This is a genomic window from Micromonospora sp. CA-249363 (assembly GCF_050950185.1).
Taxonomy (GTDB): domain Bacteria; phylum Actinomycetota; class Actinomycetes; order Mycobacteriales; family Micromonosporaceae; genus Micromonospora.
In genome coordinates this window covers 5,431,227-5,453,306 of record NZ_CP192020.1, presented here as the reverse complement: position 1 = coordinate 5,453,306, position 22,080 = coordinate 5,431,227, and the positions used below count along the sequence as shown (strand labels likewise).

At 74.4% G+C, this 22,080-nt stretch carries 13 protein-coding genes and 1 pseudogene; 6 read left to right on the top strand and 8 right to left on the bottom strand.

Annotated features, from left to right (window positions below; genetic code table 11):
- Position 1: 1 nt before the first annotated feature.
- The 3 genes and pseudogenes from ACQPZK_RS24160 to ACQPZK_RS24150 all read left to right on the top strand — a co-directional run.
- Positions 2–880, top strand: coding sequence for a transketolase (locus ACQPZK_RS24160; protein WP_433535164.1), 879 nt, complete (start codon positions 2–4; stop codon positions 878–880).
- Positions 877–1,857: a transketolase family protein gene (locus ACQPZK_RS24155; protein ID WP_433535163.1), complete on the top strand. Its 981-nt coding sequence runs from the start codon at positions 877–879 to the stop codon at positions 1,855–1,857. The genes ACQPZK_RS24160 and ACQPZK_RS24155 overlap by 4 nt, the downstream gene beginning before the upstream one ends.
- Positions 1,854–2,993 (top strand): annotated as a pseudogene (locus ACQPZK_RS24150) (MFS transporter); the annotation flags it as partial. The gene ACQPZK_RS24155 and the pseudogene ACQPZK_RS24150, both read left to right, overlap by 4 nt.
- Positions 2,994–3,080: 87 nt before the next feature.
- On the opposite strand, the gene ACQPZK_RS24145 reads toward ACQPZK_RS24150, so the two are convergent.
- The 4 genes from ACQPZK_RS24145 to ACQPZK_RS24130 are packed head-to-tail and all read right to left on the bottom strand — an operon-like array spanning position 3,081 to position 6,562.
- On the bottom strand, positions 3,081–3,851 hold the full coding sequence (locus ACQPZK_RS24145) for an SDR family NAD(P)-dependent oxidoreductase (protein WP_433535162.1): 771 nt from the start codon (positions 3,849–3,851) through the stop codon (positions 3,081–3,083).
- A 14-nt stretch (positions 3,852–3,865) separates the two neighbouring features.
- Positions 3,866–4,774, bottom strand: coding sequence for a sulfotransferase (locus ACQPZK_RS24140; protein WP_433535161.1), 909 nt, complete (start codon positions 4,772–4,774; stop codon positions 3,866–3,868).
- Entirely contained in the window at positions 4,771–5,625 is an 855-nt protein-coding gene (locus ACQPZK_RS24135; protein WP_433535160.1) for a family 3 encapsulin nanocompartment shell protein, read from the bottom strand. The genes ACQPZK_RS24140 and ACQPZK_RS24135 overlap by 4 nt, the downstream gene beginning before the upstream one ends.
- Before the next feature lie 49 nt (positions 5,626–5,674).
- Entirely contained in the window at positions 5,675–6,562 is an 888-nt protein-coding gene (locus ACQPZK_RS24130; protein ID WP_433535159.1) for an ATP-grasp domain-containing protein, read from the bottom strand.
- Between the two features lie 224 nt (positions 6,563–6,786).
- On the opposite strand from ACQPZK_RS24130, the gene ACQPZK_RS24125 reads away from it, so the two are divergent.
- Together ACQPZK_RS24125 and ACQPZK_RS24120 are read left to right on the top strand one after the other, a co-directional pair.
- Entirely contained in the window at positions 6,787–8,436 is a 1,650-nt protein-coding gene (locus ACQPZK_RS24125) for an AMP-binding protein (protein ID WP_433535158.1), read from the top strand.
- Between the two features lie 3 nt (positions 8,437–8,439).
- Entirely contained in the window at positions 8,440–10,239 is a 1,800-nt protein-coding gene (locus ACQPZK_RS24120; RefSeq protein WP_433535157.1) for a BTAD domain-containing putative transcriptional regulator, read from the top strand.
- Positions 10,240–10,464: 225 nt separating this feature from the next.
- On the opposite strand, the gene ACQPZK_RS24115 is transcribed toward ACQPZK_RS24120, so the two are convergent.
- Genes ACQPZK_RS24115 through ACQPZK_RS24100 form a run of 4 tightly spaced genes read right to left on the bottom strand, consistent with a single transcriptional unit; the run spans position 10,465 to position 20,405 of the window.
- Positions 10,465–11,142, bottom strand: coding sequence for an aspartate/glutamate racemase family protein (locus ACQPZK_RS24115; protein WP_433535156.1), 678 nt, complete (start codon positions 11,140–11,142; stop codon positions 10,465–10,467).
- Positions 11,143–11,156: 14 nt separating this feature from the next.
- A complete protein-coding gene (locus ACQPZK_RS24110; RefSeq protein WP_433535155.1) occupies positions 11,157–18,398 on the bottom strand; it encodes an amino acid adenylation domain-containing protein in 7,242 nt (2,413 codons plus the stop codon).
- Position 18,399: 1 nt separating this feature from the next.
- Positions 18,400–18,621: an MbtH family protein gene (locus ACQPZK_RS24105; protein ID WP_433535154.1), complete on the bottom strand. Its 222-nt coding sequence runs from the start codon at positions 18,619–18,621 to the stop codon at positions 18,400–18,402.
- Entirely contained in the window at positions 18,618–20,405 is a 1,788-nt protein-coding gene (locus ACQPZK_RS24100) for a non-ribosomal peptide synthetase (RefSeq protein WP_433535153.1), read from the bottom strand. The genes ACQPZK_RS24105 and ACQPZK_RS24100 overlap by 4 nt, the downstream gene beginning before the upstream one ends.
- Before the next feature lie 151 nt (positions 20,406–20,556).
- Here ACQPZK_RS24100 and ACQPZK_RS24095 point away from each other — a divergent pair, with 151 nt between their 5' ends.
- Positions 20,557–22,080, top strand: coding sequence for an argininosuccinate lyase (locus tag ACQPZK_RS24095; RefSeq protein ID WP_433535152.1), 1,524 nt, complete (start codon positions 20,557–20,559; stop codon positions 22,078–22,080).

Genomic DNA, 22,080 nt, shown 5'->3' with positions numbered 1-22,080 from the left:
CGTGACGCCCCGGGAACGACTCGCGGTGGCCGATCCGGCCGGGCAACCCGCCCCGACGGATCGCGAGCGTGCCGCCGCCGACCTGTCTGCGGTAGCGGTACGCGTACGGGAGTTGATCGTGCGGATGTGCGCCAGCGCGGACGGTGGACACCTGGGCGGGTCGATGTCGCTGGTGGAGATCCTGGTGACTCTGTACCACGAGGTGCTGCGGGTCGACCCGACCCGACCGGAGGCGCCCGAGCGGGACGTGCTGCTGCTCAGCAAGGGCCACGGCGCGATCGCCCTGTACGCGGTGCTCGCCACCCGGGGCTACTTCCCGGTCGAGAGACTCGACGGGTACGCCGCGGCGGGCGGGCCGTTCCTGGCCCACCCCAACCGGTCGGTGCCCGGCGTGGAGATGCCCAGCGGATCGCTGGGGCACGGCCTGGCGCTCGGCGTCGGGCACGCGCTCGCCGCCCGGCTCGACGGCAGTGACCGGCGCTGCGTCGTCGTCCTCGGTGACGGTGAGTTGCAGGAGGGTTCGGTCTGGGAGGCGGCGATGGCGGCCAGCAGTCTCGGACTCGACCGGCTGACCGCCGTCATCGACCGCAACGGCCTGCAACTGGGCAGCGGCACCGAGGACGTGATCGGGCTGGAGCCGCTGTCCGACCGGTGGCGGGCGTTCGGGTGGACTGTGCGCGAGGTGGACGGGCACGACCGGATCGCGCTGCGCGAGGCGTTGACGGCGGCGGGTGGGGGCCGACCGGTCGCCGTCATCGCCCGGACCGTCAAGGGCCGGGGACTGCCCTACGTGGAGGGGCAGGTGCGCAGCCACTTCGCCCGGCTCGGCGAAACCCAGCGGGGACGGGCGCTGCGGGCCGTACACCGGGGGCTGCGGTGAGCGCGGCGGTCCCGGCGGCGGGGCCGCGGGCCGCGCGGGACGTCTATCGTGACCTGCTGGTCGAGCTGATGGGCACGGACGACCGGCTGGTCTGCCTGGACAGCGACACCGGCCTGTTCGCCGGTGTGGACTTCGGGTCGGCGGCCGACCGCTACGTCAACCTCGGCATCGCCGAGCAGAACCTGATGGGCGTCGCCGCCGGGCTGGCCCGCAGCGGGCGGATCCCGATGGTCAACACGATGGCCACCTTCGCCAGCACCCGGGCGCTCGAGGCGGTGAAGGTGGACGTCGCCTTCAACGACCTGCCGGTGCGGATAGTCGCCACCCACGGTGGGCTGGCGGCCGGCCACCTCGGGCCGACCCACCACGCCCTCGAAGACCTGGCGATCATGCGTACGCTGCCGAACATGACCGTGGTGGTGCCGGCCGACGCCGACGCCTGTGCCCGGTTGTTCCGGCAGGCGCTGGAGCTGCCCGGCCCGGTCTACCTGCGGCTCGGCCGCGCTGCGACACCGGACCTGGCAGCCACCCTCGCGGCGGCCGGCGACCCGGACGCGCCGGGGGCACGGCTGGGCCGGGCGCAGCCGCTGCGGACCGGAGGCGACATCGTGCTGGCCGCCTGCGGTCCGTACCCGGTGCTCGCCGCGCTGGACGCCGCCGACGAACTGGCCCGTCGGGGTGTGCAGGCGACAGTGCTCAACGTGCACACCGTCCGCCCGCTCGATGTGGAGACGCTCGACGCAGCGGTCCTGGCCACCGGTCGGCCGGTGGTGGTCACGGCTGAGGAGCACTGGCCCAGCGGGGGACTGGGCTCCGCCGTCGCGGAGGCGCTCGCCGAACGACGGCCCATCCGGGTGCTGCGGGTGGCGGTGCCTGACGGATTCGTGGCCGTCGCCGGCGACCAGCGGTACCTGCTGGAACGGTCCGGCGTGACCGCCGCCGCCGTGGTGGACCGGGCGGTGGCGGCGCTGCGATGAACGGTCGGGGCGAACGCCGGAGCCTGGTGGCGCTGCTGACCGCGCACTACCTGTCGTCCTTCGGCAACGCGATCACCGTGGTCACCGTGCCGCTGTACGTGCTGGCCCGTACGGACAGCGCGGCGGCGACCGGCCTCGCCGGCTTCGCCGGTACCCTCCCGCTGATCTTCGCGGGCGCGGTCGGCGGCGTGTGGATCGACCGGCTCGGCGGCCGGCGCGTCAGTGTGCTCTCCGACGCGCTCGCCGGGATGCTCACCGCGATGGTGCCGGTGCTGGACGCCACCGTCGGGCTGCCGCTGCCCGTCCTGCTGGCGCTGCTCTTTGCCCGCAGCCTGGTCGCCACACCGGCGAACGCTGCCCGGGTCAGCCTGATCCGGCCGGTCGCCACCGCGGCCGGCGTACGTCTGGAGACCGCGAACTCGTGGTACCAGGCCGCGCCCCGGCTCGGCCTGGTGGTCGGCGCGCCGCTCGCCGCGCTGCTGGTCGCCGCCCTCGGCGCGGCCGTCGGCCTCTACGTCGACGCGGCCGGCCTGCTGCTCGCCGCCGTCCTGGTCGCCGCCGGGGTGCCCGCCCTGGCCGCCGCGCCGACGAGCGGCCGTGCCGGCTTCGCGCGGCAACTGCTCGAAGGCGCGAACCTGGTACGACGGATGCCGGTGATCGCCGCGATGACCGCCTTCGTGTTCGTCACGAACCTGCTGGACGCGGCGTTCACCCCGGTGCTGCTGCCGGTCTACGCGCACGAGGTGCTACGCGACGGGCGGTACCTGGGCTGGTTGATCGCCGCGTCCGGCTGCGGAGCGGTGCTCGGCACCTTCCTGTACGCCCCGGCCAGCCGGCGCCTGCTGGCCAGCCGTCGGCGCACCATGCTGGGCTGCTTCGTGGTCATCGGCGCGCTGCGACTGTCCATGGCGACCACCCCGCCGCCGGCCGTGATGATCGGCATCTGCCTGCTGCTGGGCCTGGCCGCCGGCCCGCTGAACCCGCTGCTCACCACGGTCACCCTCGAACACGTGCCGGAGGAGGCCCGAGGGCGGGTCTTCGGGCTGGGCGGCGCCGTCGCGCTCAGCGGCGCGCCGCTGAGCGTGCTGCTCGCCGGGTGGGCCGTCGGCACGGTCGGGCTGGTCCCCACGCTTGCTGCCTTCGGTGGCGCGTACCTGCTGCTGGTCGCCCTGGCGCTGCGCGGCCGGTCGTTGCACGACATGGACGCGTACGCGCCCGGCGGGTCAGCCGAGGCCGCGCGTCCTACCGCCGTCGACCAGCAGGCAGGTGCCGGTGATGAACGAGGCGGCCTCGCTGGCCAGGAAGGCGACCACCGCCCCGAAGTCCCCGGCCCGTCCCACCCGGCCCAGCGGGATGCCCGCGCCGATCTCCGCGAGCCGGGAGTCGGCCGCTGAGCCGTAGTCGGCGCGTACGCCCTCGGTGTCGTGGTAGCCGGGTGCCAGCACGTTGACCGTGATGTCGCCCGGCCCGAGCGCCTGCACGAGGGCCCGGGTGAAGCCCAGCAGGCCCGGCCGGGCCGCGGCGGACAGCCCGTACTCCGGGATCGGCTGGCGGACCGTCTCCGAGGCGACGATGAGCACCCGACCCCAGCCGGCCGCGCGCAGGTGCGGCAGGGCCGCCAGCGTCAGGCCGACGTGTGGCAGGAACGCGGCGTCCAGCGCCTGCCGGTACGCGTCCAGCCCGAAGCTGTCGACCGGGCCTCCCGGCACCTCACCGCCGTTGGCGACCACGATGTGCAGCTCGCCGAAGTGCGCCACGGTGTCGGCGATCCAGTCGGCCACCCCCTGCTCGTCGGTGATGTCCACCGGACGGGCCAGCACGTCCGGGGCGCCGGCGTCACGCAGCTCCTGTGCCGCCTCGGCGAGCCGCCCGGGGTTGCGCGCCCCCAGCGACAGGGCGCAGCCCTCGGCCGCGAGCGCACGGGCCGTGGCCCGGCCGAGGCCGCTGCTGGCGCCGGCGACCAGCGCCACCCGTCCCGCAATGCCGAGATCCATGACCAACCACTCCCTCAGGGTCGTATCGGATAGCCGTACCGGCGCAGCACCGGGGCGGCGATAGTGGTGGCCACCGCCGCCGCACCGGTCGGCAACGCGTCCCGCCACGCCAGGTCGGGCCGGATCGTCGTCGGGCCCCGGCGCAGCCGGTCCGGGTTGCCGGTCACCGTGTGGTTGACACCCAGCACGGCCTGCCCGTCCCGCCCGACGGGCGGCTCGCCGGGCAGGTCGGCCCAGCGCAGCACCCGGCCCAGCACGTCGTACGGCGCGGCGGCGAAGTCCTCGTAGCGCAGCCGCAGGTAACGCTCCCCGGCGGCGTGGCCGATCCGGTCCGAGGCCACGTTCATCGCGGTCCACATCCCGGTGCTGCGGGCCGCGCTCATCCTCGGCAGGTACTGCTTGGGACGGGCGAACGAGTGGGCCACCGCGCGCGGGTCGCGGACCAGGTGCAGCACCCGCAGGTCCAGCCCGCCGTCACCGAGCAGCACGGCCGCCTCGGCCGGGTACTTCGAGCCGTCGACGATCACCTCGGCCCCGGTCTCCTCGGCCACCGTCCGGTACGTGTCGACCATGCGGCGGGCCAGCTCGGTCACCCCGGCCGGTCGGGGCCGACGCCCCGCGACCTCGGCCAGCCGTACGCCGGTGTGCCGGACCCGGACGTGCCGCCGCTGCTCGCCCACGATGCGCCGCGCCTCGCGGGCCGGGTCGGAGCCGGCGACACGGTCGACGACCCGACTCCACAGGGGACACGCGGTGAGCGTCGCGCCACAGCCGCAGGAGGTGTTGGTGCCGGTGCCCAGGACGCCGTTGCTCCAGAGGTAGTACAGCTCACCGACGTGCACTACCCCGGGCAGCTCACCGAGCAGGTTGCCCAGCACCGTCGAGCCGCTGCGGTTCCAGCCGGTCAGGTAGACCACCTTCATCGCAGGTCCAGCAGCAGGAAATGCTGCGGCAGATGCACCGCCAGACCGAGCCGCAGACCCGCGGTGATCACGTCGGCGCCGTCCGGGCCGACACCCCGCCGCAGGGTGAGTTGTGACGTGTTGGACTCCAGCAGCGTGACCGCCGCCCGGAAGTCGCCCAGCAGCACCTGGTCCGGAGCGATCATCCTGGTTCGGCTGACCCGGATACCGACCTCGCCGAGCCGGGCCAGCATCCCGCTGCCCAGCAGGTCCCAGTAGCGGTTGGGGTGGGCGACGATCGCGTCGCACGACCCGCCCATCTCCTCGACCTCGCCGGCGGCGGTGATCACCTCGGCGGTCAGTTCGCCGGGCGCGGCCCGCCGCCGGGCGCCGGGCAGACCGACCAGCCCCGGGATCACCCCGTCGGCGCTGCCGTGCAGCAGCACCTCGTTCTCGATGGTGCCGAGGCGTACCAGCACCCGGTAGTCCACGAACCCGGCCAGCAGCGTCGGGTCCCGCAACAGGTCCGGTGGGACGGCCACCGCGGCGGTCACCTCGGTCAGCTTGGTCTCGACCAGTCGGGGCACGAAGGTCGCCTCGGGACTGGCCTGGTAGCTGGTGCCGGCGATCTCCGGCGTGCCCGGCGTCGGGGCCTCGCTGACATAGGTGACCGGCTCCTCGGTCACCGTCGCGCTCTTGAGCAGGTGCCGCACCGTGTAGCGGGGCCGATGTTTGGCCAGCGGAAACAGGGTGGGCAGGGACGCGGCGATCGGCACGTCGACGTCGCCACCCTCGGCGGCGAGCACCGCGCGGGCGAACTGCTCACCGGGGCCGTGCTCGGTCAGGTCGTAGTCGGCCAGGGCATGCTGCATCGACACTCCGTCCGTCGCGGGGGCAGGGAGGGGGACCGGACAAGCGGGGTCAGCAGGGGGTACGGGCCTCCACCCACTCGTACATGGCCTCGAAGGCGAGCCGCTGGGACTCCTTGCCGAGGATGTTGAGGTTGCCGGGGATGGCGTTGCACTCGAGGATCACGTAGCCGTCGTCGGTGGGCAGGATGTCCAACCCGGACAGCGTGATGCCCATGGCCCGGGTCGCCCGGATCGAGATGTCCGCCAACTCCGGCGGGATCTCCACCCGCTCGAAGCTCGCCCCCAGCAGGGTCCGAGTCTTCCACTGGCCGACGGCCGGATACTTCACCATGTTCATCGGCATGGTGTCGCCCGAGACGGTCAGCCGGTACTCGCCGTACTGGGTGGGGTAGTAGGGCTGGCAGACCAGGACCCCGTAGCGGGCCAGCAGCTTCTCGATCAGCGGCAGGTCGTCGGCGACGTTGGTGATCCGCTCCACGTCGATGCCGGCGCGTCCGTACGACGGCTTCACCACGACGGTGCCCCACTCCCGGCTCGCCGCCTCGACGTCGGCGGGCGTCCGGCAGGCCCGGGTGGGCGGCACGGGCAGACCGGCGTCGGCGAGCACCTGCATCATCCGGAACTTGCTGTAGGCGGCCTGCCACACCTCGATCGGGTCGAACATCGCCACCCCGGGGATGTTGCTGGCCAGCATCAGCCGCTCCACCCGGTCGCGCCAGTCGCCGTGCAGTTGGGCCCGGGAGATGACCGCGTCGAAGGAGCGCCCCAGCTCGCCGTTGAACATGACCTCCGGGCCGCCGCCCGGTGCCGCCGCCACGTCGATCTCCTCGACGGTGAACAGGGAGGTGTCGTGGCCGCGTTCGCGGCCCAGCTCGGCGATGACCGGCGAGTCGTCGTCCTCCTCGCCGTGATCCCAGGCAAGAACACCGATCCTCATGACACCTCCACGCTTCCGCGCACCCCGACAGGCATCTATGACTCTGGTGAGAGTCGTCCATGTCTGATCATTTGTCAAGGTCACTGGATGATGCTCACTAGCTGCGGGTTTGCTCTGTGTAACCGCCATTTTGTGGACGCGACAGCGGCGGATCCGGGTGGTAGCTTCGCCGGCAGACACCTCTCATGTGGACGTGACGGGGCATGGCCGGGAGGCGACCGAACATGTGGGATTCATTGGCACCTGTCGACAAGCAACGGGCCGAGGAGTACGTCGCGGCGGGTTGGTGGCGGTCGGAGACGTTCCTCGACGACCTCGCCGTGGCGGCGCGCGACCGCCCGGACCACCCCGCGATCATCACGTACGAGGGCGGCGAGCACGCGCGCACCCTGACGTACGCGGAACTGGCCACCATGGTCGCCCGGTTCGCCGGCGCGCTGCGGTCGCTCGGCGTCGGCCGGGGCGACGTGGTGATGATCTACCTGCCGAACCGGTGGGTGCTCACCCCGCTCTACCTGGCCTGCAACCAGATCGGCGCGATCAGCTCGCCGGGCTTTCCGATGTTGAGCACCCGCGAGCTGCGGCAGGTTCTGGAGTCCACCGGGGCCCGGGTCTGCATCACCCTGGACACCTTCGCCGGCACCGACTACGCCACCCGCCTCGCCGAGCTGGACGTGCCGACGCTGGAGCACCGGGTGGTGATCGGCGACGCCGCCCGGGTCGGCGCGGTCGACTTCCAGGAGGTGTTCGTCGACACCCCGTGGGAGCAGCGCCTACCGGACGACGGTTCGGACGCCCTCGGGCCCGACGAACCGGCGCTGGTGCTGCACACCTCGGGCACCACCGGCCCGATGAAGGGCGTCGTGCACAGCCAGAACACGATGTACGCCTGCGTCCGCGCGTCGGCGGAGCCGCTCGGCCTCGCCCCGGACGAGGTGGTGCTGCTGCCCAGCGTGCTCACCCACATGGCCGGCGTCACGCACGCGGTCTACCTGCCCGTCCACCTGGGCTGCACGGCCGTGGTGATGGACTCCGGCGACGACATGGCGCTGATGGTCTCGCTGATCGCCCGGCACGGCGGCACGTTCGTGTACGCGGCGCCCGGCTTCGTCATCGGCATGCTCGCCGCCCAGCGGCGCGCGCCGGTGCGGACCCCGACCCTGCGCCAGATCGTCTCCGGCTCGGCGCCGATCGCGCCGCAGCTCATCGCCGACGTGCGGGAGGCCTTCGGGGTGCCGATGCGGGCGCTCTGGGGAATGACCGAGAACGGGGCGGTCACCGTCACCCGGCTGGACGACCCGGACGACTGGGCGGCGCACAGCGACGGCCGACCGGTGCCGTGGATGCAGGTGCGGATCGACACCGATCCCGGCGACGAGGCCGGCCGCCTGTACGCCCGGGGCGCCTCCCAGTGCCTGGGCTACCTCAACCAGCGCGACCTGTACGAGTCGCTGCTCGACGACGACGGCTGGTTCGACACCGGCGACCTGGCCCGCGACGACGGCCGTGGCGGCATCCGGATCACCGGTCGACGGGTCGACCTCATCACCCGGGCGAACAGCCTTCGCGTGTCCACTCTCGACATCGAGGCGGTGTTGCAGCGGCACCCGCACGTGGTCGAGGCCGTCCTGGTCGGCTACCCGGACCCGGCCGTACCCGGGGCGGACCTGGTGTGCGCGGTGGTGATCCCCGGCGGCGGCGACACGCCGACGCTCGCCGGCCTGCACGACTACCTGGAGGCCGAGGGCGTCGCACGGGTGCTCTGGCCGGACCGCCTGCAGTTCGTGCGGATCCTGCCGAAGAACGCGCTCGGCAAGCCACTGCGTCATCCGCTGCGCCAGCGCCTGGAGATCGCGGCGTCGGCGCGGAGCTGACCCGTGCGCTTCCGGATCCTCGGACCCCTCGAGATCTCCGGCGCCGGGCACACCCTGACCGTCACCGCGGCCCGCCAGCGGGTGGTGCTCGGCACCCTGCTGCTCGACGCGAACTGCGTGGTCTCCACCGCCCAGCTCGCCGATGCGCTGTGGGACGACGCCCCGCCGACCACCGCCCGTGGCCAGGTGCAGATCTGCGTGTCGGCGCTACGCAAGACGCTCACCCGGCTCGGCCTGCCGGACCGGATCGTCACCCGCCCGCCCGGTTACCTGATCGAGGTGGCCGACGGCGAGCTGGACCTGCACTACTTCGACCGGCTGGTGCTGGCCGGGCAGCAGGCGGCGGCCGAGGCGCGGCTCGACGACGCCGCGGAGGCCCTCAGCGCGGCCCTCGCGTTGTGGCGGGGCTCCGCCCTGGCCGGGGTGGAGAGTCCGGCGGTACGGGCCGCCGCGACCCGCCTCGACGAGCGGCGTCTCGCCGTGACCGAGGACTGGCTCGACGTCGAGCTGCACCGCGGTCGGCACCAGCACGTCGTCGGCGCGCTGCGCGAGCTGGTCGCCACCCATCCGCTGCGGGAACGGCTGCACGCGCAGCACATGCGGGCCCTCTCCGGGGCCGGGCGTCCGGCCGAGGCGCTGGCCGCGTACCGGGCGGCCCGTCGTGTCTTCCTCGACGAGCTGGGGTTGGAGCCGGGTGGTGAGCTGCGCCGCCTGGAGCGCGCCATCCTCACCGACGGCCGAACGGATGATCCGGCCGACGACGCGCCCGTTCCACCGGCGGTGCCCCGGCTGCTCCCCGCCGACCCGGCCGAACTCACCGGCCGGAACGAACCCCTGGGCGTGGTCCGGACGGCGCTGGGCGACGTGGCCGCGACGTCGGTGCCGGTGGTGGCGATCTCTGGTCCGGTGGGCGTGGGCAAGTCGACCCTCGCGGTCCGCGCCGCGCACGCGCTCGCGCCGGCGTACCCGGACGGCCAGCTCTACCTGCGGCTGCTCGACGCCGACGGTCGGCCGGTACCCCCGGAGACCGCGCTGGAGCGGTTCCTGCACGCGCTCGGCCTGTCCGGCGACGCCGTGCCGAGCGGCCTCGACGAGCGCGCCGAGCGGTACCGGGACCGGATCGCCGGTCGGCGCGTACTCGTCGTGCTCGACGACGTGACGCACGAGCGGCAGGTGCTGCCGCTGCTGCCGGGCGCGACCGGCGCGGGCGTGCTCGTCACCAGCCGGCGGCGGCTCACCGGCCTGACCGGGGCCCGCCTGGTCCACCTCGACCCGCTCGGCGTCGAGGACTCGGTACGGCTGCTCACCACGGCTCTGGGTCGGCCCCGACTGGCGGCCGACCCGGCCGGTGCGGCCGCCCTGGCGCGGTTCTGCGGCGGGCTCCCGCTGGCGCTGCGGATCGCGGCCGCCCGGCTGGCCGCCCGGCCACACTGGACGGTCGCCCACCTCGTCGACCGGCTGCGCGACGAGGCCCGTCGCCTCGACGAGCTGACCGTCGGTGGACTCGACGTGCGGGCCCGCCTCGCCACCAGCTACGCGGCGCTCTCACCGCCGGCGCGGCTGCTGTTCCGGTCGTTGGGCGCGCTGCCCGACGCGGACCTGCCGACCCCACTCGCCAGGCGGCCACCGGGCCTCCGCGAGGCGGATGTCGAGGACGCCCTGGAGGAGTTGGTCGACGCGCAACTGGTCGAGGTCGGGGTCGGCCCGACCCGGTACCGGCTGTCCGGCCTGGTGCGGCTGTATGCGGCGGAGCGGCTGGCGAGCGACGAGCCGACGGGACACACCCCGGCCGAGTCCGCCTGAGGCCCGTTCGACCGCGCGAACGCCACGTCGAGAGCTGTTGGCGCCACCGTCTCCCTGCGGCGAGACACGGCGCCCATTGCGTCGCGCGCGGGTAGCTCGGCCAACTGGGGCAGCCCGTTCGCCGGCCAGCCTCCGCCATCCGGAATCGACAGCCCGTCCGCTGCTGGGTCCCGCCCACCGGGGCGGTTCACGACGACCCGACCTGCGCGCGTCCGTCAAGGCTCGTCAGACAGCCTGACGCCGGGCGGGTATCAGGCGGCGGGCCAGCACCGCGTCGGCAAGCACCTCGGTCACGTCGACAAGCGGCAGCGGCCCGCAGCCGCCGTGCGGGGCGATCACCGGCAGCTCCGTGCAGGCCAGCACCACACAGTCGGCCCCGATCGGCCACGGCCCGGCCGCGATCAGCTCGGCCAGGCCCGCGCGCAGCGCCTCGACCGGCTCACCCCTCTTCACCCCGTCGATAAGCGCGTCCACCCGGCGCTGCGCGGCCGCGCTCGGGTACAACGGCCGGGTGCCGGCGGTCAGGTGCGGCTCGTACAGCCGCAGCCGCGCGGTCGGAGCGGTGGCCAGGAACACCGGGCGGCAAAAACCCCGCCCGGCCAGCGCCGCACCCACCTCGGCCAGCAGATCCAGCACCGGTACGGCCACCGCCCGGACCACGTCGTCCCGGAAGGCGTGCGTGGTCGCCGAGGGGATGACCACCGCGTCCACACCGGCGGCCTCCAGGTGCTTGGCGGCCCGCAACAGCGCCGGCACCGGGCTGGGTCCCACACCTTGCAGGTACGCGATGCGGCTGGGCACCCGCTCGGCGACGAGCACCACCTCCAGGTGCTCGTCGTCCTCGACGGCCGGGGTGAGCTGGATGAGGCGCTGGTAGAAGTGGGCGACGGCCAGTGGCCCCACCCCTCCCACCACGCCTAGTCGGCGGATGTCCAAACCCGCTCCCGCAACGCGTGGGCGATCCGCGCCGCGAGCACCGCCGCGTGTGGCGCGTACACCAGGTCGTGGTGGTTGCCCGGCACCGGCACCACGTAGACCGGGCCCCGGGTGCGGGCCCGCCAGCTCGCCGGGTTCACCGGCGGGTTGGTGAGCGTGGGGTGCCGCTCGGTGGCCGTGAACAGGTGGATCGGGGCGCGGATCGGAGCGCGGGGCGCGTACCGGTCGGCGGCCCGACCGTTGGCGGTGAACACCGCGACCATCCGGCGCAGCGTCGCGGTGTCCGCGCCGCGCGGCACCCGGCCCCGCCTCTGTGCGTCGCGCAGCAGGATGGCCAGCGCCTCCTGCTCCTCGGCGACGGCCAGTTCGCTGACCCGATCCGGGGGCAGTTCGGCGATCAGCCCGTACCGTTCCAGCTCGCTGCGACCGGTGAACCAGGACTCCAACTCCTCCCGGCCGAACGCCCGCGCGTCCAGGACGCCCAGGAAGTCGACGCGCTCGCCCGCCGCCTCCAGCCGGGACGCCATCTCGAAGGCCACGTTGCCGCCGAACGACCAGCCGGCCAGCCGGTACGGCCCGCCGGGCGTCGCCGCCCGGATCTCGTCGACGTACCGCTGGGCCATCTCCTCGATGGCCGTCAACGGTGGATCGTCGGTGTTGTACCCGACCGCCTCGATACCCCGCACCGCGCAGACACCGGCCAGCTCCCGGGCGAGCTGCGCGTAGCAGGCCACGTCGCCGCCCTGGGGGTGGACCAGGAACAGCGGCGGCTGCGTGGCCGGTCCGTCGGCCAGCGGAACGAGCAACCGGTCCGTGGCGGCCGATGCGCTGCCCAGCACCGCGGCGAGCCGTTCCACGGTGGGGTGGGTGAAGACCACGCTGAGCGGCACGGCGACGTCCAACTCGACGCGGATCGCCTCGACGAGATCCACCGCCCGCAGCGAGTGGCCGCCGACAGCGAAGAAGTCGTCGCGTACGCCGACCGGGCCGTGACCGAGGACCCGTTCCCAGATCCGCACGAGAGCCAGCTCCAGGACGTCGCGCGGGGGCAGCGCGTCGGCGCGGGCCACCGGAGCCGGCGCGGGCAGCCGGGCGCGGTCCAGCTTGCCGTGCGGGGTCAGCGGCAGCGCGTCCAGCGCCGTCAGGCGAGCCGGCACCGACTGCTCGGGCAGCGTGTCGGCGAGCCGGTCACGCAGCGCGCCCAGGTCGACCTCGGGGTCGGCCACCACGTAGCCGGCCAGCTCGCCGCCGTGCACGGCCGCCGCCGCGGCACGGACACCCGGGCAGGCGGCGAGCGCGGCCTCCACCTCGCCCAGCTCCACCCGCACACCGCGGATCTTCACCTGCTGGTCCCGACGACCGTGGAAGACCAGCCGGCCGTCGGCGCGCCAGCGGACCAGGTCGCCGGTGCGGAACAACCGGCCTCCGGGCGGCCCGAACGGGTCCGGGACGAACCGCTGCGCGGTCAGCCCCGGCGCCCGCTGGTAGCCCCGGGCCAACCCCGGCGAGCCCAGGTACAGCTCGCCAAGAGCGCCCGGGGGCAGCAGCTCGCCGCGCGGACCGAGGACGTGACACCGCACGTACGGGATGGGCCGTCCGATCGGCACCGCGCCGACCTCGTCACCCACCTCGTGGTACGTCGAGGTCATCGTGGCCTCGGTCGGGCCGTACTGGTTGACGAGCGTGATGGCCGGGGAGAGCTGCCGGGCGGCGCGGACATGCTGCCCGCCCAGCGCCTCGCCGCTGACCAGGCCGAGCCGCACCGACCCGGCGATGCCCGGCCGGCCGGTGGCGGCGGTGGCCAGCGCGGTCAGCATCGGCGGCACCAGCGTCAACAGCGCCGTCACACGGTGCCGCTCGATCGCCGCCAGCAGGGCGTACGGGTCGCGCGTCGTGCCGTCTGGAGGGAGCACCACCCGCCCGCCGACCACCAGCGGGCCGAAGATGTCCCGGATGGACGCGTCGAAGGAGATCGCCGCCAGTTGCAGCACCACGTCCCGGTCGGTCAACCCGATCGGGCCGCTCAGGTAGGCCAGGAAGTTGGCGATGCCCCGGTGCGGTGTCGGTACGCCCTTCGGCGCGCCGGTCGACCCGGAGGTGTAGTAGATCGCCGCCCGGTCGTCGGGATGCGGCACGTGTCCGGGGTCGGTGGCCGGCTCGGCGAGCACCGCCGGCCACTCCTCTTCCAGGCGGTACGTCGGGACGCCCTCGGTGGCGGCGGCCGGCCCGCGCCGGGCGAGGGCGTCGCGGCAGCTCAGGATCAGCCGGGGCGCGCTGTCCGCGACGAGGTGGGTGAGCCGCCCGGGTGGCGCGGCCGGGTCCAGGGCGACGTACGCGCCGCCCGAGCGCAGCACCGCGAGCAGCGCCACCACGAGGTCGATCGAGCGGGGGAGCGCCACGCCGACCACGACGTCTGGACCGACGCCGTGTCGACGGAGCCAGTGGGCCAGCCGGTTGGCCCGCTCGTCCAGCTCGGCGTAGGTCAGCTCCCCCGGGCCGGTGGGTGCGCCGTCGGGGGCTGCCGCCAGGCACACCGCGACGGCGTCCGGAGTGCGGGCCGCCTGCCGGGCCACCAGCTCCGGCAGTGACGGCCGATCCGGAACCGGCTCGCCGACCCCGCCCCACCGCGCCAGCAGCAGCTGCTCGTCGGCCGTCGGGCCCAGCTCGGACAGCCGCCGGTCCGGATCGGCCACCACCGCCCGCACCGTCCGCGCGTACGCGTTGGCGAACGCCTCGACGGTCGCCGCGTCGTACAGGTCGGTGGCGTACTCCACGGTGCCGCGCAGCCCGTCCGGTGCGTCGACCACCGACACGTTCAGGTCGTACTTCGCGCCGCCCGGGCCCAGGTCCACCGCCTGCACGGTGACCCCGGGCAGCCGCAGCGCCGCGCCGTCGCGCTCCTCCGGCCGGAAACCGACCTGGAACAGCGGGTTACGCGACGGGTCGCGGGGGACTCGAAGCTCCTCGACCAGCCGCTCGAATGGCACGTCGCGGTGCGAGAAGTCGACGGCGGCGGCGTGGCGCACCCGATCCAGCAGTTCGGCGAAGGACGGGTCGCCGCCGACGTCACCGCGCAGCACCAGCGTGTTGACGAAGTTGCCGACCACCGGCTCGAGGTCGGCGTCGTCCCGGCCGGCCACCGGCGTACCGACCACCACGTCGTCCTGGCCGGTGAAGCGGGCGAGCGCCACCTGGAAGGCGGCGAGCAGGGCCATGAAGGGTGTCGCGCCGCGATGCCGGGCCAACTCCCGCATCGCCCGCGCGGTGGCCCCGGGCAGCGCGAAGTCCACCCGGGCGCCCCGTCCCGACCAGGTGGCCGGCCGGGGGCGGTCGGTTGGCAGGGAGCAGTGCGGCACGTCGGCGAGCCGGGCCCGCCAGTGGTCGAGCTGGTCGGCGTACGCCGCCGGGCCGCGCCGCTGCTGCCAGTAGGCGTGGTCGGCGTAGGTCAGCGGCAGCGCCGGCAGCTCCGGCGTCCGGCCGGCGTGAAGGGCCGCGTACGCCGTGCCGACCTCGCGCCACAGCACGTCCAGCGACCAGCCGTCCACCGCCGCGTGGTGCAGCACCAGTACCACCGTGTGGTCGTCGTCGGCGACCCGGACGATCCGTGCCCGGGCCTGCGGGCCGCTGGCCAGGTCGAACGGTCCGGTGGCGTCCGCGCTGGCGAGCCGGAGCAGCGTGGCGTCCTCGGCGTCGGGCAGGTCGGTGCGTACCACCTCGACCGGAGGGCCGGGGATCTGCCGGTCGCCGGTCCCGTCGGCGACGAACCGGGCGTTCAGCGCGTCGTGCCGGGCCAGCACCGTGCGTAGCGCCTCGGTCAGCGCCGTGGTCGACAGTGGCCCGCGCAGGCGCAGCACGCTCGGCACCAGGTAGCTGCCGTCGCCGGGGTTGAGGCGGTCGAGGAACCACAGCCGACGCTGCGCGTACGACAACGGGGCGGCGGCCCCGGCAGGCCGGGCGGTCAGCGGTGGACGTGCCGCGTCGGCGGTGGCGCGGGACGCGGAAATCTCGGCCCGGCTGACGATCCCGGCCCGCCCGGCGCCACCGCTGACCTCGGCGCTGAGCGTGGCGGCCAGGTCGGCCGCCGTCGGATGGGTGAACAGGGTCCGCAGGGACACGTCCACACCGGTGGCCGCGCGCAGCCGGGCAGCCACCTGCAGGGCGCGCAGCGAGTGCCCGCCCAACTGGAAGAAGTCGTCCCGCACGCCGATCCCGTCCCGGCCGAGCACCGCCGTCCAGGTCTGCACCACCAGGCGTTCCAGGTCGGTCCGGGGCGCGGCGTGCTCGGCACCGGTCGGGCGTACGTCCGGCGGGGGCAGCGCGGCCCGGTCCACCTTGCGGTTCGGGCTGAGCGGCAGCTCCGCCAGCTCGACCACGACGCCGGGGACGAACGCGTCGGGCAGAGTGGCGCGCAGGTGCGCCCGCAGCGTCGCCACCGCCAACGGCACGTCGCGCCACACCACGTACCCGACGAGCTGCCGGTCGGCGTCCTCGCCCCAGGTGGTCACCGCCGCGCCGGCCACCGCCGGGTGCGCGGCCAGAGCCGCCTCCACCTCGCCCAGCTCGATCCGGTTGCCGCGCACCTTCACCTGCGTGTCCGCGCGGCCGACGAACTCGATCGTCCCCTCCGGGAGCAGCCGGGCCAGGTCGCCACTGCGGTAGAGCCGGCCGCCGGAGCCGAACGGGTCGGGGAGGTAGCGCTCGGCGGTCAGCCGAGGCTGCCCGGCGTACCCGCGGCTGACCCCCACCCCGCCGACGTACACCTCGCCGACGACCCCGACCGGGACCGGCCGCAGCGCCCGGTCCAGCACGTACACCGTGTTGTTGGGCAGCGGCCGGCCGATCGGCATCGGCCGGTCCGGTCGGACGGCGTGCACCTCGTACGCCGTGCACCACACCGTCGTCTCGGTCGGCCCGTACAGGCACCAGAACCGCGACACGCGTCCGAGCAGCGCGGCGGCCAGCGAGCTCGGCACCGTCTCGCCGGACGCGCCGGCGCGCAGGTCCCCGCCGGTCCAGCCGGAGTCGACGAGCATCCGCCACATCGTCGGCGTGGTCTGCATGACGGTGGCCCCGCCATCGGTCAGCAGCGCGCCGAGCGCCGCGCCGTCGGTGGCCGTCCGGCGCGACGCCAGCAGTACGGTCGCCCCGACGGTGAGCGGGCTGAGCAGCTCCGGGAGCGACAGGTCGAAGGCGTGCGAGGCGACGGCGGCCACCACGTCCGTCTCGGTGACCTCGAAGAGCCGCACGAACGCCACCGTCAGGTTGACGATCGCCCGGTGCGGCACCATCACGCCCTTTGGGCGCCCGGTGGAGCCCGACGTGTAGATCAGGTAGGCCAGGTCGTCGGCGGTCGTGGTGGTGACCGGCGGTGTGTCCGGCAGCTCGGCGAGCCGGTCACCCGCGCGGTCGAGGCGCAGCAGCCGGGGGCCGGGCGGGGCGCCGAGACGATCCCACACCGCTTCGGTGGTCAGCAGCAGCCGGGCCGCGCTGTCGGCGAGCACGTGCCGGATCCGCTCGGCCGGGTGGTCCGGGTCGACCGGCACGTACGCGCCACCGGCCTTGAGGACCGCGACCAGCGCGATCACCAGCTCCGGTGTGCGGTCCAGGCAGACGCCCACCGTGACGTCGGGGCCGACGCCGTGCTCGACGAGCAGGTGGGCGAGGCGGTTGGCGCGGCGCTCCAGGTCGCCGTACGTCAACTCGACGCCGTCGCAGCGTACGGCGACCGCGTCCGGGAAGCGTCGCGCGCGCTCGCCGATCAGGTCGGCGAGCAGGCGGTCGTGCGGATACGCGGCGGCGGTGTGGTTCCAGTCGCCGACGATCCGGGCGTGCTCCTCGGGTGGCAGCACCGTCAGCGCGGCGACCGGGCTGTCCGGGTGGGACACCGCGTCGGCGAGCAGGCACAGGTAGCTGTCGACCAGGCGCGCCACGGTGGAGGGCGCGAACACGTCGGTGGCGTACTCGACGAAGCCGGAGAGCCGACCGTCGCGGCGGGTCAGCACCAGCTCGATGTCGAACTTGACCGTGCCGGTGCCGACCGGCACCGGCTCGACCACGCAGCCGGGCAGCTCGAACGGGGCGGTCTCCTCGTCCTGCACGGTGAACATGGCCTGGAACAGCGGATTGCGGGCCGGGTCGCGGGCCGGGCGCAGCTCCTCGACGAGCCGGTCGAACGGCACGTCGCGGTGTTCGTGGGCGTCCACGACGGCGTCGCGGACATCGTGCAGCAGCGACGCGAACGGCCGGTCGGGGCGGACCCGGTTGCGGATCACCACGGTCGTGCCGAAGAACCCGACGACCGACTCCAACTCGGGGTGCTCCCGGTCGGCGAAGAGGGTGCCGACCGCGACGTCGGTACGGCCGCTGAACCGGTGCAGCACGGCGGTGAAGCCCGCCAGCAGCGCGTGGAACAGCGTCACCCCGTACCGGGTGGCGAGCTCCCGCACGCCGCCGGCCAGCGCGTCGGGCACCGCGAAGTCGTACCGGTCGCCCCGGCCGCTGAACACCGGCGGTCGGGGGTGGTCGGCCGGCAGCTCCAGCGGCGACAACCCGTCCAGCCGCTCGCGCCAGTAGCCGAGCTGCCGGGCCAGCCGGTCGCCGCGGAGCTGTTCGCGCTTGTGGTACGCGTGGTCCACGTACCGCACCGGCAGCTCGGGCAGGGCCGGCACGGTGCCCGCCAGCAGAGCCCGGTACGCGGCGGCCAGCTCCGCCCAGAGCAGCGCCATCGACCACCCGTCGACCGCGATGTGGTGGACCACCAGCACCACGTACCACTCGGTCTCGTCGGCGGTCAGCACCTCGGCGCGCAGCGGCAGGTCGTTCGCGAGGTCGAAGGGCTGCCGAACCAGCTCCCGGGCGCGGGCCAGTGGATCCTCGATGGTGCGTACGGCGACCGGAACCTCGCCCAGCTCCCGCGGCACCGGTCGCGGCCGGCCGGCCACCTCCGGGTAGCTGGTGCGCAGCACCTCGTGGCGCTCCATCACGATGCCGAACGCGAGCCGCAGCGCGGCGGCGTCGAGCGGTCCCCGGACCCGCAGCACCTCGGCCACGTTGTAGTCCGGCGCGCCGTCGAGGATCCGGTCGGCCAGCCAGACCGACTCCTGCGCCGGGGAGGTGACGAGGTGGTCGTCGGGGCAGCGGGGCAGGGCCGGCGGCGGCGCGGCCCGGCTCGCCTCGCGTGCCGCGCGTAGCCGTTGGGCCAGCAGCTCCGCCGTGTTCGACACGTCAGGCCACGTCGTCCGGCTCGCCGTCCAGGTGCCGGCGCAGGCTCGCCGGGCGCATGTCCACCCAGACCCGCTCGACGTGGGCGAGGCACTCCTCGCGCGTGCCGGTGGTGCCCTCGGCCCGCCAGCCCGCCGGCACCGGCCGCTCGGCCGGCCAGATCGAGTACTGCTCCTCATGGTTGAGCACGACGCGGTACGACAGCTCGTCGGTTTCGCTCGTCACCGTGCTGCTCCCTCCAGGTCCGCCAGCACGAGCCGTTCCAGCTCCGCCGCGGACGTCGCGATGGTCGGATGGTCGAAGATCAGCCGCAGCGGGATGTCCAGGCCGAACGCCTGCCGCAGTCGGCTCAGGACGCGCACCGCGAGCAGCGAGTGCCCGCCGGCGGCGAAGAAGTCCTGGTCCACACCGATCCGGTCGACGTCGAGCACCGCGCACCAGATCTCGGCGACGGTCTCCTCGGTGACCGTTCGGGGGGCCAGCAGCGCGCCCTCGTCGGCGCCGGACGCCGGCAGTGCCGCCAGCGCGGCCCGGTCGACCTTGCCGTTGGGATGCAGCGGCAGCCGATCGAGCACGGTGAAGTGGGTGGGCACGGCGTAGCTGGTCAGCACCGCGCGCAGGTGGGCGCGCACGTCGTCCACCGAGCAGCCGCCCGCCGACCGGGGCACCAGGTAGGCGGCGAGGTGTCTGGTGCCGGTGCCGAGGGCGAGCACCACCGCGTCGGCGACCTCGGGATGGCTGCGCAGCGCGGCCTCCACCTCGCCCAACTCGATGCGTACACCGCGGATCTTGACCTGGTGGTCGACGCGGTCGACGAACGCCAGCGTCCCGTCCGGGCGCTGCGCGCCGCGGTCGCCGGTGCGGTACATCCGGGCGCCGAAGCCGTCCGGGTCGGGCACGAAGGCCGCCGCGGTGCGCCGCGGGTCGCCCTGGTAGCCGCGCGCCAGGCCGATCCCGCCGATGCACAGCTCGCCCACCTCGCCGGCGCGGACCGGCTGGTGCCGGGCGTCGCGCACGGTGACCCGGTTGCCGGTCATGGGCTGGCCGATGGGCACGCTCGTGCCGTCGGCGCGGCCGTCTTCCGGCCGGCAGATGTGGTACGTCGAGTCGATCGAGACCTCGGTGGCGCCCCAGGTGTTGTCGAGCGAGACCCCGTCGGGGAACCGTGCGAAGAACCGCCGCACCAGCTCCGGACGCAGCGCCTCGCCGCTACACAGGACGCTGCGCAGGCGGGTCAACCCGGCCACGTCGGCGTCCGTGAGCGTCTCCAGGAAGAGGTCGAACACGCTCGGCACGAACTGCAGGTGGACGGCCTCGTGGCGGACCGCCGCGTCGATGATGGCCCGGGGGTCGCGGTGCGCGCCCGGGGCGAGCATGGCCACCCGGCCGCCGACCAGCAGCGGCCACAGCAGCTCGACCGCCGCGTCGTCGAAGGTCAGCGTGGTCTTCTGCAACACCGTCTCGCCGGGCTGGAGGTGGTGTCGCTCCTGCATCCAGCGCATCCGGTTGGCCCAGCCGCCGTGGGTGCACGCGACGCCCTTGGGCCGGCCGGTGGAGCCGGAGGTGTAGTAGATGGCGCAGAGCTGGTCCGGGTGCGCCGACGTCGACTCCAGCGGCGCGTTGCCGGCGGGGTCGGTGTCGGGGACCACGGCGGTCCGCCCGGTGGCGCGTACCTCGTCCGCCAGGGCCGGGCCCACCACGCAGACGGTGGCGGCGGCGTCGGCCAGGATCGCCTCCCGGCGGGCGGTTGGTGTCTCCGGCTCGATCGGCACGTACGCGCCGCCGGCACGCAGCACGGCCAGCACGCCGACCACCATGTGCCTCGACCGGTCCAGGACGAGCCCGACGGGCTGGTCGGCCCGGACACCCGCGGCGCGCAGCGTGGCGGCCAGGTGGCCCACCCGCCGGTCCAGCGTCGCGTAGTCAAGCGTGCCGTCGTCGTCCACCACGGCGGTCGCCGACGGTGTCCGGTGGGCCTGTCGCGCGAACATCTCGTCCAGTGACGTCACGGCACCTCCTCGCCGCCAGCCACCGTGCCAGAGCCCGCTATCGATGCGCTTTCGCCGCGGTATGTCGCGGACCGGCGAATATCGACGGGGGTTGTCACGTCGCTGCGGGCCTGGGTATGTTTCTGCGGCCGGCGCAACGGGGAGGCCGATCGTGAATATCAGCGCGCCGTCCGGCCTGACCGGACGGATCGACGACCCACCCGGCCGGCTGCTCCACGACGAGGTTCTGGCGCCGCAGTTCCACTTCGAGGTCGAACACCTGCTCGGGTCGTACGTGGCGGTCGAGAAGGTGCTGGCCCTGGAGTACCAGCGGATGGGGCTGCTCACCGCCGACCAGGCGGCGGCCGTGGCGGCCGGCCTGGACAGCGCCGGCCCGGCCGCGCTCACCGCCGACCCGGTGGCCAACCTGTCGGATCTGGCGTTCGCCCTGGAACGGCACGTCGAGGCCGCATTGAGCGATCCGTTGCCGCTCTGGCACGTCGACCGCAGTCGCAACGACCTCCAGGCCACCGCGCAGTTGCTGTTCGGCCGGCGGCAGGTGGTCGTGGTGGCGCAGGCCCTGCTCGGCCTGGATGCCGCCCTGCGTCGCCGGGCCGCCGAATACACCACGACGCCGATGCCCGGTTACACCCACTTCCAGGCCGCGCAGGTGATCACGCCGGGCTTCCATCTGGCCGCCTTCTCCGGGCACGTGCTGCACACCCTGCGCCGGCTGCTGAGCACGTACGAAGCCATCGACGTGTGCCCGCTCGGGGCGGGCGCGATGGCCGGCCAGGACCTCCCGTGGGACCGCGACCGGATGGCCCGGCTGCTCGGCTTCCGGGCGGCCCAGCCGCACGCGCTGACCGCCGTGGCGTCCCGGCGCTGGGTGCTGGAGGTCACCGCCGAGCTGTCCCTCTTCGGCGCGGAGACCAGCCGTTTCGTCACCGACCTGATCGCCTGGGGCAGCAGCGACCTGGGCTTTCTGGACCTGCCCGACGAGCTGAGCGGCATCTCCTCGGCCATGCCGCAGAAGAAGAACTTCCCGATCCTGGAACGGATCCGGGGCCGTTCGGCGCACCTGGGCGCGTTCCACACCGACGCGCTGCTCGGCCAGCGCAACACCCCGTACGCCAATCTGGTCGAGGTGTCCAAGGAGGCCGGCGCCCACCTGTACACCGCGATCGGTGCCACGCGGTCGCTGCTGCGGTTGCTGACCGCCGTGGTGGACGGCCTGCGCCTGCGTCCAGAGCGGATGCTGGCCGCGTGCGAGCGCGAGTTCCTGGGCGGGTTCGCGCTGGCCAACCTGCTCACCCTGCGCGAGGGCGTGCCGTGGCGGCGGGCCCAGGTGCTCGCCGGCCGGTACGTGGTCGCCGCAGCGGCGTCCGGCCGGGCCCCCCGGGACACCGACCCCGAGCTGCTGGCGGAGACCACGGCCGCCGAGGGGTACCGGCTGGTCGATCCGGCGACGCTGCTGCGCGAGGCGTTCGACGTGCACGCCGGGTTGGCGGCCCGGCGTACCACCGGCTCGACCCGGCCCTCCGCCGTGGCAGACCTGCTGTCGGCGCAGGCGCGGGACCACGACGAGCTGCGCGCGCAGTGGGAGCGGCGGGCCGCGACCGACCGGGCGGCGCTCGAGGAGACCGATCGGCTGCTGGGGTCGGTCCCGGCGGGCACGGGCCACGGGATCGGCTGA

Excerpts from the sequence above, each read along its gene's own strand:
- ACQPZK_RS24135 (WP_433535160.1), bottom strand. The coding sequence starts at position 5,625 with ATGCAGCATGCCCTGGCCGACTACGACCTGACCGAGCACGGCCCCGGT.
- ACQPZK_RS24145 (WP_433535162.1), bottom strand. The coding sequence starts at position 3,851 with ATGGATCTCGGCATTGCGGGACGGGTGGCGCTGGTCGCCGGCGCCAGC.
- ACQPZK_RS24130 (WP_433535159.1), bottom strand. The coding sequence starts at position 6,562 with ATGAGGATCGGTGTTCTTGCCTGGGATCACGGCGAGGAGGACGACGAC.
- ACQPZK_RS24140 (WP_433535161.1), bottom strand. The coding sequence starts at position 4,774 with ATGAAGGTGGTCTACCTGACCGGCTGGAACCGCAGCGGCTCGACGGTG.
- ACQPZK_RS24125 (WP_433535158.1), top strand. The coding sequence starts at position 6,787 with ATGTGGGATTCATTGGCACCTGTCGACAAGCAACGGGCCGAGGAGTAC.